This is a genomic window from Demequina aurantiaca (genome assembly GCF_000975135.1).
Taxonomy (GTDB): Bacteria; Actinomycetota; Actinomycetes; order Actinomycetales; family Demequinaceae; genus Demequina; species Demequina aurantiaca.
Genome location: NZ_BBRF01000001.1, coordinates 960,280 through 973,149, shown reverse-complemented (window position 1 = coordinate 973,149; position 12,870 = coordinate 960,280). Strand labels below are relative to the sequence as shown.

16 protein-coding genes are annotated in these 12,870 nt (G+C 65.1%); 10 read left to right on the top strand and 6 right to left on the bottom strand.

Annotated elements, in window-relative coordinates; genetic code table 11:
• Positions 1–44: 44 nt before the first annotated feature.
• Positions 45–950 carry a metallophosphoesterase gene (locus AOP73_RS04370; RefSeq protein WP_061963369.1) on the bottom strand — a complete coding sequence of 302 codons (906 nt, stop codon included), beginning with the start codon at positions 948–950 and terminating at the stop codon, positions 45–47.
• A 3-nt stretch (positions 951–953) separates the two neighbouring features.
• The gene (locus AOP73_RS04365; RefSeq protein WP_160295432.1) at positions 954–3,524 is read right to left on the bottom strand and encodes a penicillin-binding protein; all 2,571 of its coding nucleotides are present in this window, start codon (positions 3,522–3,524) and stop codon (positions 954–956) included.
• Between the two features lie 118 nt (positions 3,525–3,642).
• Here AOP73_RS04365 and sp36 point away from each other — a divergent pair, with 118 nt between their 5' ends.
• Both sp36 and AOP73_RS04360 read left to right on the top strand, forming a co-directional pair.
• The gene (sp36, locus tag AOP73_RS11715; RefSeq protein ID WP_084622294.1) at positions 3,643–3,801 is read left to right on the top strand and encodes a Sp36 family protein; all 159 of its coding nucleotides are present in this window, start codon (positions 3,643–3,645) and stop codon (positions 3,799–3,801) included.
• A complete protein-coding gene (locus AOP73_RS04360) occupies positions 3,801–4,274 on the top strand; it encodes a RidA family protein (RefSeq protein WP_061963367.1) in 474 nt (157 codons plus the stop codon). The genes sp36 and AOP73_RS04360 overlap by 1 nt, the downstream gene beginning before the upstream one ends.
• Here AOP73_RS04360 and AOP73_RS04355 read toward each other — a convergent pair.
• Positions 4,271–4,906, bottom strand: a complete 636-nt coding sequence (locus AOP73_RS04355) for a Crp/Fnr family transcriptional regulator (RefSeq protein WP_236683498.1) — start codon at positions 4,904–4,906, stop codon at positions 4,271–4,273. The genes AOP73_RS04360 and AOP73_RS04355 overlap by 4 nt on opposite strands.
• 49 nt (positions 4,907–4,955) lie before the next feature.
• Positions 4,956–5,330 carry a hypothetical protein gene (locus AOP73_RS04350; RefSeq protein WP_152650528.1) on the bottom strand — a complete coding sequence of 125 codons (375 nt, stop codon included), beginning with the start codon at positions 5,328–5,330 and terminating at the stop codon, positions 4,956–4,958.
• A 169-nt stretch (positions 5,331–5,499) separates the two neighbouring features.
• Here AOP73_RS04350 and nth point away from each other — a divergent pair, with 169 nt between their 5' ends.
• The gene (gene nth, locus AOP73_RS04345; RefSeq protein ID WP_061963364.1) at positions 5,500–6,198 is read left to right on the top strand and encodes an endonuclease III; all 699 of its coding nucleotides are present in this window, start codon (positions 5,500–5,502) and stop codon (positions 6,196–6,198) included.
• A gap of 16 nt (positions 6,199–6,214) precedes the next feature.
• Here the strand turns inward: nth and nhaA are convergent, their stop codons facing one another.
• Together nhaA and AOP73_RS04335 are read right to left on the bottom strand one after the other, a co-directional pair.
• Complete coding sequence (gene nhaA / locus AOP73_RS04340; protein WP_084626553.1) at positions 6,215–7,570, bottom strand: Na+/H+ antiporter NhaA; 1,356 nt, start codon at positions 7,568–7,570, stop codon at positions 6,215–6,217.
• Between the two features lie 45 nt (positions 7,571–7,615).
• Entirely contained in the window at positions 7,616–8,335 is a 720-nt protein-coding gene (locus AOP73_RS04335) for a response regulator transcription factor (protein ID WP_061963363.1), read from the bottom strand.
• Positions 8,336–8,390: 55 nt separating this feature from the next.
• On the opposite strand from AOP73_RS04335, the gene AOP73_RS12005 reads away from it, so the two are divergent.
• The 7 genes from AOP73_RS12005 (at position 8,391) to AOP73_RS04300 (ending at position 12,866) form a co-directional block, all read left to right on the top strand.
• On the top strand, positions 8,391–9,125 hold the full coding sequence (locus tag AOP73_RS12005) for a hypothetical protein (protein WP_061963362.1): 735 nt from the start codon (positions 8,391–8,393) through the stop codon (positions 9,123–9,125).
• Between the two features lie 59 nt (positions 9,126–9,184).
• Complete coding sequence (locus AOP73_RS12000; protein WP_061963361.1) at positions 9,185–9,619, top strand: thioredoxin family protein; 435 nt, start codon at positions 9,185–9,187, stop codon at positions 9,617–9,619.
• 51 nt (positions 9,620–9,670) lie between these two features.
• Positions 9,671–10,147, top strand: a complete 477-nt coding sequence (locus tag AOP73_RS04320) for a DUF4395 domain-containing protein (protein ID WP_084626551.1) — start codon at positions 9,671–9,673, stop codon at positions 10,145–10,147.
• A 150-nt stretch (positions 10,148–10,297) separates the two neighbouring features.
• Entirely contained in the window at positions 10,298–10,927 is a 630-nt protein-coding gene (locus tag AOP73_RS04315; protein WP_061963360.1) for a heme-binding beta-barrel domain-containing protein, read from the top strand.
• A gap of 34 nt (positions 10,928–10,961) precedes the next feature.
• On the top strand, positions 10,962–12,125 hold the full coding sequence (ygfZ, locus tag AOP73_RS04310) for a CAF17-like 4Fe-4S cluster assembly/insertion protein YgfZ (protein ID WP_061963359.1): 1,164 nt from the start codon (positions 10,962–10,964) through the stop codon (positions 12,123–12,125).
• Between the two features lie 45 nt (positions 12,126–12,170).
• Positions 12,171–12,431 carry a type II toxin-antitoxin system Phd/YefM family antitoxin gene (locus AOP73_RS04305; RefSeq protein WP_061963358.1) on the top strand — a complete coding sequence of 87 codons (261 nt, stop codon included), beginning with the start codon at positions 12,171–12,173 and terminating at the stop codon, positions 12,429–12,431.
• Positions 12,432–12,434: 3 nt separating this feature from the next.
• Positions 12,435–12,866 carry a type II toxin-antitoxin system VapC family toxin gene (locus tag AOP73_RS04300; protein ID WP_061963357.1) on the top strand — a complete coding sequence of 144 codons (432 nt, stop codon included), beginning with the start codon at positions 12,435–12,437 and terminating at the stop codon, positions 12,864–12,866.
• The last annotated feature ends 4 nt before the right edge of the window (positions 12,867–12,870 follow it).

Sequence of the window (12,870 nt, the reverse complement as noted above, 5' to 3'; positions counted from 1 at the left end):
CCTGCCTAGAATATCCGACCCAACGACGGAAAGCGAACTGCCGCCTAGCCGCGAGGAACGAGCGTCAAGACGGTTGCTTCCGGCCGACACGCAAAACGCACTCGTGCGTACGGCGAGGTGCCGACGCCGGCCGACACGTGCAGCCACATTGACGCCGGATCCCCCTCGTCCGGCCGCAGCCCGGGATAGCCGTGCAGTCCCTTCGCGCGTGCTCGATCGATGTCGCAGTTAGTGACCAGCGCACCCATTCCTGGGACGCACACCTGGCCACCGTGAGTGTGGCCCGCGAGGGTGAGTGCCACACCATCCGCCTGGAGCGCGTCGAGGGCACGGCGGTAGGGGGCGTGCACCACGCCAACATGCAAATCGCCGCGCACCCCGTCATCAGACGGCATCGAGTCCCGCTGAATATGCGGGTCGTCCATGCCGACGAACGAAATCTCATGTCCCGCCACGGAGACCACCCCGCGAGCATTGTTGAGGTTGGTCCAGCCCACCCCCTCCAGCACCGTGGTGAGCGAGTCCGTAGGCAGAAGCGGGCGCGTGGACTCCAAGCCCGATGGTGCCTTGAAGTACTTGAAGGGGTTGATGGGCGTGGGCGCGTAGTAGTCGTTCGAGCCGTACACGAACGCTCCGGGCAACTCGAAGAGTGGCGTCAACGCGCGAGCGACCGCTGGCACGGCATCGGCGTGCGCGAGGTTGTCGCCCGTGGTGACTACTAGGTCAACCTCCTCGCGAGCAAGCGACCTCACCCAGTCGATGCGACGCTCCTGAGCGGGAGTCAGGTGAAGATCCGAGAGGTGGAGGATTCGCACGGGCGCGGAACCGGGTGGCAGCAGCGGAACTGCGACCCGTCGGGTCGTGTACGCGTGAGCCTCAGCAAGCCCCCAGGCCAGACCGGCGGCCGCGGCCGCTCCCGCGACCGCGAGCACATTTCTCGCGTATGGCACCGCTTAGTCGTTGTCCCGGTTCTTCTTGCCGTTACCGTTGCCGTTCTCTCCGCCGTCACCCGGCACCGGGAAGTCCGGGTCGGGGGTCGGCGTCACGATGGGGTCCGGCTCGGGTAGTGCCCAACCGTTGGGCGGGTTGGACGAGAACTCAGCGGGCGGCCATGCCGAGCCCCAGTAGTCGTCGGGTGCCTTCAGCGGGTCCCAGCCGGAGGGCCAATTGGTCCACCAGTCAGGACGCTGATCGGTGGCCACGATGATCTGAACCGTCGTGCCTGGCAACGCCTTGCTTCCAGCGCGCGGGCTCTGGCCGATGATCGTTCCGGCTGAGACACTCGGGTCGTAGCGCGTACTGGGGTTCGCAGAGGTCTGGAATCCAGCATCGATGATGATGTAGCGCGAAGAATTCTCGCCCTGGCCGATCACCGAAGGTACCGTCTGTGGCACGCCATTGAGAACGGTGTCTACGGGGGTGGCCAACGGGAGCTTCTCCTCGCCGTCGAGCGCGCGGTCCATGAAGTTCTTCCAGGTGGGACCAGAGATGGTGGCGCCAAAGAAGTAGCGCTGCCACTGGCCACCAATGGTCATGAACTGAGCAGGGACATCCTTATCAGGGTTACCCATCCACACCGTCGTGACCAGCTGAGGGGTGAAGCCCATGAACCACAGGTGAGTGTTCTCGTTCGAGGTACCGGTCTTGCCCGCTGCTGGGCGGCCGTCGGCGAGCTGGACGAAGCGTCCCGTGCCCTGCTGAATCACCTGCTGCATGCCGTACGACACGCCGTCTGCGATCTCGGCCGGGATGGCCTCCACGCAGTTCTTCGGTGGCACTGCGACGTCGTTGCCCTCCGCATCTGTGATGCTGAGGATCGCGATGGGGTCGCAACGCACGCCGTGATTCGCGATAGTCTGCGCGACATTGGCCATGGTGAGCGGAGAGGCGTTCTGAGTACCGAGCGCCATCGACGGCACGATCTCGATGTCCGCACCATCAGCACGGTGGAAACCAAGCAGTTGAGCCATGTCCTTGACACCGCAGAGATCGAGTTGGTTCGTCATCGCCACGTACGCGGTATTCACCGAGTTCTGCGTCGCGCGCAACACCGTCTGCGACGTCGAGCTCTCACCCGAGTTTGCCGGCTTCCAGTCCGGCTGGCCCTTAAAGGGTGTGTCACCCAAGCATTCGGCGCGCCAACTGTCAGCTTCCCAAGCACGGATGTTTCCACTCACCACCTGGTTGAGGGCGTGGCCGGTAGACAACCAGTCAGCGAGGATGATCGGCTTGAAGGTCGAGCCCGGGGAGAAGCCTCGTGATCCGCCATACTCGCGGTCAACCGCGTAGTTGATGGCCGTCGAGTTTGGCTCCTTCGCGGAGGGGTCGAAGTCACGGTTCTGTGCCATCGTCAGGATTTCACCAGACGTCGGCTCCAAAGCAACCAACGCCATGGCGAATCCGCTGGGGTCATCCGCTGGAATCGACTTGCGTAGTTCCTCGTTCGCGATTTTCTGCTTCGACACGTCAAGAGTGGTGATGATGTTCAGGCCACCCTTGCGAAGCAGGTCGTCACCCTTGAGCGAGAGGTCGTCCGAGTTGAAGATGGGGTCCTTCGCAATGATCTTGGTGACGTAGTCACAGAAGAACGGCGCGTCAGTTGCGGCGGCGCAGGAGACCTTGGGGTGGTGGATGTCGAGGTAGTCCTCGATCGGCGTCGCGACGTACTCGTCGTACTCGTCGTCGGTGATCATGCCTTGCTCGTGCATGCGGTCCAGCACCAAATTGCGGCGCTCGGTACCGTTCTCGGGGTGACGGTCAGGGTCCCACTTGGAGGGGTTCTGTGTGATGCCCGCGATGGTGGCAGCCTCAATGGCATTGACCTCAGCGGCCGACTTGCCAAAGTAGAACTGTGACGCCGCCTCCACGCCGTAGATGTTGATACCGAACTGAGCAATGTTCAGGTACTGCTCGAGAACCTGCTCCTTGCCACAGTCGACCTTGGGATCGTCGGTGCAGATCGTGCCCTTCGTGGCATCGAGGCTGTCCTCATAGGCCAGCGCCAGGCTCCACTCACGAATCTTGCGCGCCAGCGACGTCTCGACGGCGGCCTTCTTGGCCTCCTCGTCACCCGCGGATTCCGCGTTCTGAAGGAGCGTGTTCTTAATGAGCTGCTGGGTCAGGGTGGACGCACCCGGAGACGAGTCAGAGGTCAGGTTCTTAACGGCGGCACTCAGCACACCCTCACCGTCGACGCCGTTGTGTTCCCAGAATCGCTTGTCCTCGACGGACACCACGGCCTTCTGGATCCATGGGGAGATGTTCTCGAGTGGCTCGACTACGCGGTTCTGCGAATAGAACGTCGCGAGGAGCACCTTGCCTGAGCGGTCGTAGATGTTCGACTGCTGCGGGAGGTCAGTGAACTCCAGCTCGGTGGGCAGTTCCTCGAAGAGCTCCGAGGTGCCGTTGGCTGCCGAGCCCGCGACGGTGACAGCGGGAAGCGCCAGTCCGGCAATCAAAAAACCGCCCATGACGGAGAACGCCACGAACAGCAATAGCCCCGTGAGGAGCTGAACAAGAGTCACGCGGCCATCTTGGCGCGCGCGATCAGATGTGAATAAACCCATGTACCAACCTTACGTCTCATGCCTAACGATTGGCATAACAGATACGTTGCGACGCGAGGAGAGATAGGCTCAATCCATGACTACGTGGGAATACGCAACCGTGCCGCTCATCGACCATGTTACCAAGCAGATTCTCGACCAGTGGGGCGAGGATGGCTGGGAACTCGTTCAGGTGGTGACTGGCCCCACCGGTGGGCTCGTCGCTTATCTGAAGCGTCCACGCGAGGGCCAGTGATGACGACGGCAACCGAGCGACTCGCACGGCTGGGTCTTGAGCTTCCCGCCGTGGCCACGCCGCTGGGGGTCTACGTGCCCGCATTGCGCCACGCGGACATGGTCTACACGTCGGGCCAGTTACCCCTTGTCGACGGCGATCTGCTGGCCACGGGCCTGGTGGGTCACCGCGACGAGGACGTCACGCCCGAACGTGCCAACGAGTGCGCTCGCATCGCCGCCCTGAACGCAATCGCCGCCGCGGCCGATGCTGCGGGGGGCCTCGACAACATCGTCCGCGTTATCCGCGTGAACGGCTTTGTCGCATCGGCGCCGGGCTTCACGGCGCAGCCGGCCGTCATCAATGGGGCTTCGTCGCTTATCGGTGAGGTTTTCGGCGATGCCGGACGCCACGCGCGATCAGCGGTGGGTGTCGCCTCGCTTCCCGTGGGAGCGCCTGTCGAGGTCGAACTCACGGTGGCCGTCGCCAGCTAGCGGGACCGGGCGCGCAACTTCTCCGGCTCGTACACCTCGACGGAGCCGATGCGCACGTCGATCCATCCCCGCGCCGCAAAGTCAGCGAGCGCCTTATTCACGGTCTCTCGCGAGGCACCAACGAGCTGAGCGAGTTCCTCCTGCGTCAGCCCATGCCGCACCGTCACGTGGCCGCGTTCCATGCGTCCAAAACGGTGGCCAAGGTCCAGGATCGCCTTCGCTACACGCCCCGGCACATCTGAGAACACTAGGTCGGCCATCGTGTTCGAGGTACGCCTGATGCGCTGGGCGAGCGCGCGCAGCATGTGTCGCGACATCTCGAGGTGATCGTCTAGCCACGGGTCCAAGACAGACTTGGGCAGCTCGTAGACGATGGAATCTTCGACGGCGTGGGCTCGTGACAGACGCGGGCCCGGGTCAAACACGGAGAGCTCGCCGAGCATGTCTCCCACGCCCAGCAATGCGAGCAGGTTCTCCCGCCCGTCGCGTGCAGTGCGGGCCAGCTTCACCTTGCCGCGCACCACGATGTACAGCGCCTGACCCTCATCGCCCTCGTTGAAGATCGTCTCTCCACGGGACAGCTCCATACGCGTCATCATCGAGATGAGCGAGCGGGCACTGTCACTGTCCATGCCGCCAAAAAGCGGGGACGAGCGTAGGAGTTGTTCTTCGCGAGAGGCCTCAGGCATTGCTGCCTTCCGAGGAGTATCGCCCGCTCTGCAGGCGCACTCCGCCGTCACGGGCATCGCCCATTGCCTTCACCATTTGCGTGGTCACGGTATCTAGGGTCTCACTGACTCGGGCTTCATACGACTCAAGACGCTTGTCGAGATCAGAAAGTTCGTCGAGATCGCAGGCCGTTGCGCCGCTTCCCCGCGGCCAAATGGTCTCGGCCAATTCTTTGGAGGTCGGCGCATCGGCCGCGAGAGCCTCGAGGGTGACGTCCATGCCACCAGCGGCAAGGGGATCCGGGCAGGAGAGCTGGGCGACGACCAATTCCTTGCGCGCCTGCGCGAGCCGCCGCCACCAGCGCACGCGCGCGAGTTCGCGCCTCATCGCGCGTCGCCGATGCGTCAAGTCGGCTACCAAGGAGGCTGTCGCCGTTTGGCTCACACGCACTCCTCGTCACCGGTTGGGCCGACTTGCGTCGGGAGAGCCGAGAGGCCCCGTAGTGAAAGTATCGGCGCACCATAGGCGTGGCTTGAGCATCGCCTACAGTGGCGGGATGGCAACCCGAACAGCCCTGACCGTCGCCCGCTCCGATCAGGACACCCCGCCTGTCGCTCTGGTGCGCCGAGCGCGCGCCGCGAATCGCGAGTTAGCCCTCGTATACCCCGATGCGCACTGCGAACTCGACTACCAGACTCCGTTTCAGTTGCTGGTCGCGACCGTATTGAGCGCCCAGTGCACGGACGTGCGCGTCAACATCGTCACCCCAGCGCTGTTCGCCCGTTTTCCCGATCCCGAGGCGATGGCGAGCGCAGACCGTGACGAGTTGGAGGCGCTCATCAAGTCGACCGGCTTCTACCGCTCCAAGTCGGAGTCACTGCTGGGACTGAGCCACGACATCGTTACCAAGTTCGACGGCGAGGTACCCGGGCGCCTCAAGGATCTGGTCACGCTGCGCGGCGTGGGTCGCAAGACCGCCAATGTGGTGCTCGGCAACGCTTTCGGTGTCCCCGGCATCACCGTCGACACCCACATGGGCCGGCTGGCCCGCCGCCTGGGGCTCACGGTGAACGAGGACCCCGTGGCGGTCGAGCGCGACCTCATGGCGCTCATCGAGAGGCGCGAGTGGACCCTGTGGTCGCACCGCATCATCTTCCACGGGCGCCGGCGCTGCAAGGCTCGCAAGCCCGAATGTGGAGCGTGCGAGATCGCCGCGTTATGTCCCAGTGCGCCCGGCGCCAAGGTGCGCGCCTAGTCGCACGTCGCCGTCGCTAGTTCGCGGACTTTTGGTCCTCGGCAATCAGTTCCGCGTCGTCCTCATGGAGATCGGCGCCGCGCTTCTTGAGTTCCTTCGCTAGCTCGGCACGATCCGCCAACCTGTTGTCGGGCAGCGGGGTCGAGCGCACCGTGTACAGCTTGCGGTAGTGCCGGTCGCGCCAGATCAGCAAGAGGGCACCGATGATCGCCGCGGTGAGCGAGGCGATCAGCACGGAGACCTTGACCTCCTCAACACGCTCGCCGTTAAAGGCCAGGTCGCCGATGAGAAGCGAGACGGTGAAGCCGATTCCGGCCAGGAAGCCCATGCCGATGACGTCCCACCACGACAGCCCGCGATCGAGTTGCGCCTTGGTGAAGGTCGCGACGAGGAAGGTGGCGAGCACAATGCCGAGCGGCTTGCCGAGCACCAGGCCGATGACCACGCCCTGAGCGACGGGGTCCTGGGCGGCGGTGAGCAGTGTCGCGCTGGAGACGACGACGCCGGCAGAGAGCAGCGCGAAGACGGGAACCGCGAAGCCAGCCGAAACTGGACGCCACAGGTGCTCCCAGTGCTCCGCGAGGGAGGACTTCTTGCCGTTGCGGACAATCGCAGGCACGGACAGGCCAAGGGCGACTCCCGCGATCGTGGCGTGAACGCCAGATGCGTGCATGAACGCCCAGGCCACAAAGCCGAGGGGGATCAGGATGAACGGGTTGGTGAATCCCTTGCGCGCCAACAGTCCAAAGACGACGATGCAGGCAAGCGACGCTGCCAGCCACTGGAAGTGAACCTCATCCGTGAAGAACACCGCGATGATGATGATGGCGAGCAGGTCGTCGACCACCGCGAGCGTGAGCAGGAAGGCACGCAGGGCGTTGGGCAACCAGCGGCCCACCACCGCGAGCACGGCGACGGCGAACGCGATGTCCGTGGCCGTCGGAACCGCCCAGCCATCGGTGGAGCCGCCGTCCTGAAGCACGTTCACCAAGACGTACAGCAATGCCGGCACAGCCATACCGCCGATCGCGGCGACGATGGGCACAATGGCGGTCGACGGGCGGCGCAATTCTCCCGCGACGATCTCGCGCTTGAGTTCCAGGCCAATCACAAAGAAGAAGATGGCGAGCAGCCCGTCCTGGGCCCATGCCTCGAGCGACAGATTCAGGTGCAGCGCCTCTGGCCCAATGTGAAACTCGCGCAGTTTGTCGTACGACTCCGCCCACGCTGAGTTCGCCCAGATCAGCGCGATGATGGTTCCGATGAGGAGCAGGACTCCGCCCGCGCGCTCAGTGCGCAGCATGTCAGCGAGGTTGCGCTCGCTCGACGGCGTCAGCTTCGAGAAGAGCCGTCCGGCGGCAGTGCGGGCCAAAATGTCGTCCTTAGGTAGCGGTGCGTGCGGTGGCTACCAGCCTACCTACTGGGAAGGAGTGGAAACCGCTCCAGTCGGCGTAGTCACCTTGGGCGTGGGCGGGTCAAATCGATAGCCGACGTTGCGTACGGTTCCGATGAGGTGCTCGTGTTCGGAGCCCAACTTGGCGCGCAGGCGTCGGACATGCACGTCGACGGTGCGGGTACCACCGTAATAGTCGAAACCCCAGACCTCCTGGAGAAGTTGGTCGCGGGTATACACGCGGCCAGGGTGCTGCATCAAATACTTGATGAGCTCGAACTCCTTGAAGGTGAGATCGAGCGGCACACCCTTGAGGCGCGCCGTATAGCCACCCACGTCAACGGTGAGGTCACCGGAGGAGAACTCTGAGGCCTTGGCGAGGGGGTCTGCCTGATTGGCGCGTCCGCTCAGCAGCCGGATCCGCGCCTCGACCTCGGCTGGACTCGCTCCCGCGAGCACCACGTCATCCGCGCCCCACTCGGCGTTGACGATGGACATGCCACCCTCGTGAAGCACCAGGAGCAGGGGAACCGTCACACCGGTGACCTGAATCAACTTGCAGTTATTGCGCGCCTCCGCAAGATCATCACGCGCGTCCACGATGAGCACGTCCGCATCCATCGCCTCAAGCATCGCCGATGGTTCGGGAGCCACCACACGGGCACGGTGAGAAAGCAGTGCAAGGGCGGGCAAAACCTCGAAGGGGCCGTCAGTGGACGGTGTGAGTACTAACAGGTCGGCCATAGGCACCTCCGAATGGCAACACTTTACCGGCGCGAGTAGTGAGAGACTAACCACCATGATTCCCACCACGCGGGCGACTATCACCGCTTCAGCGGCTGCCGTCATCGCCGCGACGGGTTATTTGGGCACGAAGTACCTGGCTGGTGGCATTCTCCTGTGCGTGCTCGCGCTCGCCTGGGGATGGCCGCACCTCGCGCACGTGTCGCGCACCATGGTCAGCTCGCTCGTCATCGCGGGCGGTGGCGCGCTCGCCATCTTCGCCGTGGCTCTGGGCCGCAGCGAGCCGTACCTCCGCTACATGGTGATCGCCGTCGCCGCGGTCACGATCGCGGCGCTTGCCTCGGAGATCTTCTTCGCGTCTCAGCGGGGCCATGCCGTGACGTCGGTCGCAGGCACAGCCGCGGGAGGCGCGATCGCCACGTCGGGAGCTGCCTGGTTGGCGGCAAACCGCACCGTGGGAGCCGAGGACCTCGTGGTGGCTGGTGGAACCGTCCTCGCTGTCGCGGCCGTTGCTGCGGTACTTACCTCAAACGGCAACGTCAACGCCGTACTCACCATCGTGCTCGGCACAGGTGCGGGCTCGGGCATGGGCCAGCTCCTGCCATCGATGAGTTGGTGGGGCGGAGCCCTCGTGGGGCTCTCATGCGCGGTCACCGTGGTGCTCACCAACGAGCTGTACCGACGCGAGCCGCGCCCCCGCACACACATGGCGGGAATAGCATCGGGCATCACGCCTGTTCTGGTAGCGGGAATGCTGGTCTACCTAGGCGGGCGTCTGCTCGTGGGCTAGGCCCCCATCCCACGCCTGCGCACCGCGTAGCGTCCCCTCAATTCTGCTTGGATCAAGAAATGCTCATCCGGATTATCGTCATCGTCGGCCTGCTGGCCGTGGCGTCGCTCGCCTTTCTTTGGTGGTCGCGCCGCAACGGCGTCGTGCGCCACGTCGAGCTACCCGGAACGCTGTCGAGCGAATCGTTGGGCACACCTCGCGGATTCCGGGCCACTTTTGTCCAGTTCTCCACCCCCATGTGCGCCAAATGCCCCGGAACTGCCGTGCTTCTCAAGCAGGTCGCGAGCGAGTACAAGGACGTGGTTCACATCGAGATTGACGCGACTGAGCGTCTGGACCTGGCACGGCGTTTCGACGTCATGCGTACTCCCACGATCCTCGTACTCAACACCGATGGCGTGGTGGTGGCGAGGATGTCCGGCCCGCCCAGCATTGCGCAGGCGCGCGAGGCCCTCGACGCGGCCCCGCCGGAGTCCGCGCCGTATTCAATCTAGAAGCGGCAACACAACGGCGCTTAAAATAGAAGTCACTCCAGGAGGACCACCATGACCAGCGAGACCCCCGCAACCAAGCCCGCACCAGCATCGGGCGATCTGCAGATCGATCCCCGTGGCCCGCGCTTTGGCGCGGCCATCACGTTAGTACTCGCGATCGCCGCGCTCGTCGTTGGCGCCAACATCATCGGTGTCGTCATCATGGCCGTGCTCGCATTGCTGTTCGTTCCCGGTGCCGTCGTAGGGCCGCAGGCCACCGTCCAGGCGGCGTTGTTCAAGCGCTTCGTTCGTCCCAAGCTCGCGGCGCCCACGGAGACGGAGTCGTTCCGCGCCCCGCGATTCGCCCAGCAGGTGGGGCTTGCCTTCTCCATTCTGGCGGTCGTCTTTGGTGCACTCGGCTCGGGCGTCGGGTTCTTTATCTTCGCCGGGTTTGTCGCCGTGGCATCGTTCCTCAATTCTGTGTTCAATTTCTGCTTGGGTTGCGAGATCTACCTCCTCACCAAGCGCCTTTCCACCCGCAACGCCTAAGCGAGCCTTTGGGCGTGCCACAGGCGGAGGTTAGACTCGTCGCATGACCGCACTCGAAGTCACCTTCATCGCCCTCGCCGTGGCCGCGTTCCTCGCAGTGACCTGGATTACTGGCGTGGTCGCGTGGCGTCTGCTCAAGGTTTCCAAGCGATGACCTTCGCCATCCCCGAGGACCTCGCCCCCGAGGTCTACCCGCTCGCTTGGTTGGTAGGCACCTGGGCCGGGCATGGCGTAATCGACTACCCCGACATCCCCGCAGCGGACTTCCGCCAGGAAATGTCCTTCACGCACGACGGCGGCCCCTATCTGAACTACACGTCGACCATCACGACCATCGGCATGGATGGCGAGGTTGGCCAGGTGTGGTCGGTCGAATCTGGCTTCTGGCGCGTGGCACCCACGACTCCCGACGGCATCGAGCTCAAGGAGTTCCAGCACCCGCTTGAGGTAGTCATGGCCGATGCCGCGGGCCTTGTCGCCGTCTACGTCGGCGCCGTGGGCAATGGCCGCATCGACCTCGCGACCGACCTCATGGCACGCACCGAATCCGCCGCCGAGGTCAACGGCGCGACTCGTCTCTACGGAAACGTTCAGGGCGAACTCATGTGGGCCTGGGACTTGGCTGCATTCGGCCACGAGCTCCAGTCCTACGCGTCAGCCCGCCTGTCCCGCGTCACCGATGCGACCGGCGCCCGCGTCGACGGCTCCGCTTCCACGGCCGATGCCGCGGACGAGTCACACTCCACCCCTCCCGGCGGCGACGCCGATACCAACTCCTAAGGAATCGCACGCGCCCCAGGCGCGTTCACCCCACATGACTTCCCCCACACTTACCTCGCCGATGCTCATGCGTCACGGTGCCGTCCCCGACGCGGGAGCCGATGCAGGGGTCGCCTGGCACTACGGCGACCCGGCTGCCGAGCAGCGCGCCTTGGCCGCAGGTCGCGCGGTGGTGGACCAGTCTCACCTCGGCGTCGTCTCGGTGTCCGGCCCTGACCGCCTCACGTGGCTGAACTCGCTCACTACGCAGGAGGTCGCGGCCCTCGCCCCCGGCGTCAGCACCGAGTTCATGATCCTCAGCCCTCAGGGTCGCATCGAACACGTCGCGAGCGTCGTGGACGATGGCGAAACCGCGTGGCTCATTACCGAGACCCCCGCTGGCCTCGCCACCTTCCTGGACCGCATGAAGTTCATGCTGCGCGTCGAAGTCACCGACGCGACGTCCGATTGGGCGGCGCTCGGCGAAGCCATCTCGGCCCCGGCTGCGCAGGGTGAGCCGGTGACCTGGGTGGACCCATGGCCCAACATCGCCGTCGGCGGCACTACCTACGCGGCCGACACCAGCACCCACCCGGGAACCGAACGCGCCTGGCGCCTGGTCCTCGTGCCCCGCGCCGTCCTGGAATCCGAGATTGACGCACGCCTGGAGTCCGGCTGGTCGCTCGCCGGCACCTGGGCCAGCGAGGCCTCCCGCATCGCGGCCTACCGCCCACGGGCATCGCACGAGGTGGACGAGACCACGCTTCCCCACGAGCTCGATTGGCTTCGGACCGCGGTGCACCTACACAAGGGTTGCTACCGCGGCCAGGAAACCGTCGCGAAGGTGCACAACGTGGGACGGCCCCCGCGCCGGCTCACCATGCTGCACCTGGACGGCTCCAACCACGCGATTCCCGAACTCGGGGCCGCCGTGCTCATCGGTGAGGGTGAGGACGCGAAGCAGGCGGGCCGTATCACCTCCGTGGGCCGCCACTACGAGTATGGTCCCATCGCCCTCGCCATGATCAAGCGCGCAACCGACCCCTCCGCTCAGCTCAACATCCCCACGGACGGTGGCGACGTCGCTGCTGCGCAGGAGCTGATTGTGAATGCGGATGGCTTCTCCGCGGACCGCCCCGCCAAGCCCGGCCCCACCATGCGCGGACTGATGATGGGGAAGGGATGCGCCGCCAACGGCGGCGACCTGCCAGAAGAGTAGGCGTTGTTCCCCGCGCATTGGAGCTGGCGGGAGTACGGTGAACGCGTGGACATTACCGCGAAAGAACTCAGTTCGGGCCTGACCGAGGCGCTCGCGAGCGCCCGTGCGGGCGAAGACGTCGTGATTACCGAGGACGGCGTGCCCGTCGCACGGCTCAGCGGAGTCGATGGTGCCTCGCTGCTCGCCAAGCTCGAGGCCGAGGGCCTGATCACGCCGCCCGCGGAGGATCGCGCAGTGCCGCGTCTGCCCCAGGCCGAGGCCGCGAAGGACGCCCTATCGAGCCTGCTCGGTCGGCTGCGCAGGTAACCCATGTCGCTGGTCTACTTTGACACGTCCGCGCTCGTCAAGCTGTGCGTGCTCGAGACTGGAACGCCGCTGGTGGTGGGCCTCTGGAAGCACGCCGATGCGCTGATTACCTCCCGTATCGCCGACTCGGAGGTTCGTTCCGTACTAGCGTCTGCCGAGCGCATCGGCCGTATTGACGCGGCTCCCGCCGCGCAGGCTCGCGAGCGCTGGAACGAGCTATGGCCCTGCCTGCACAAAGTGGAGGTGACGGCGGCCGTAGCCGATGCATCGGGCGCCCTCACGGACCGCCGGCCGCTACGGGCTGGCGACGCGATTCACCTCGCCAGCGCGCTGGTGCTGGCCGAGGCGAAGCCAGTTTTTGCCGCGTGGGACCGTCGTCTCGCGAGCGCGGCGAGCGCCGAAGGACTGCTCGTCCTGCCGCCTGCGTTAGCGTAGGGGC

Bases quoted from the DNA above. Each gene is read 5' to 3' on its own strand.
- sp36 (WP_084622294.1), top strand. From the start codon at position 3,643: ATGACTACGTGGGAATACGCAACCGTGCCGCTCATCGACCATGTTACC.
- AOP73_RS04360 (WP_061963367.1), top strand. From the start codon at position 3,801: ATGACGACGGCAACCGAGCGACTCGCACGGCTGGGTCTTGAGCTTCCC.
- AOP73_RS04355 (WP_236683498.1), bottom strand. From the start codon at position 4,906: ATGGACAGTGACAGTGCCCGCTCGCTCATCTCGATGATGACGCGTATG.
- AOP73_RS04350 (WP_152650528.1), bottom strand. From the start codon at position 5,330: ATGAGGCGCGAACTCGCGCGCGTGCGCTGGTGGCGGCGGCTCGCGCAG.
- nth (WP_061963364.1), top strand. From the start codon at position 5,500: ATGGCAACCCGAACAGCCCTGACCGTCGCCCGCTCCGATCAGGACACC.
- AOP73_RS04335 (WP_061963363.1), bottom strand. From the start codon at position 8,335: ATGGCCGACCTGTTAGTACTCACACCGTCCACTGACGGCCCCTTCGAG.
- AOP73_RS12005 (WP_061963362.1), top strand. From the start codon at position 8,391: ATGATTCCCACCACGCGGGCGACTATCACCGCTTCAGCGGCTGCCGTC.
- AOP73_RS12000 (WP_061963361.1), top strand. From the start codon at position 9,185: ATGCTCATCCGGATTATCGTCATCGTCGGCCTGCTGGCCGTGGCGTCG.
- AOP73_RS04320 (WP_084626551.1), top strand. From the start codon at position 9,671: ATGACCAGCGAGACCCCCGCAACCAAGCCCGCACCAGCATCGGGCGAT.
- AOP73_RS04315 (WP_061963360.1), top strand. From the start codon at position 10,298: ATGACCTTCGCCATCCCCGAGGACCTCGCCCCCGAGGTCTACCCGCTC.
- ygfZ (WP_061963359.1), top strand. From the start codon at position 10,962: ATGACTTCCCCCACACTTACCTCGCCGATGCTCATGCGTCACGGTGCC.
- AOP73_RS04300 (WP_061963357.1), top strand. From the start codon at position 12,435: ATGTCGCTGGTCTACTTTGACACGTCCGCGCTCGTCAAGCTGTGCGTG.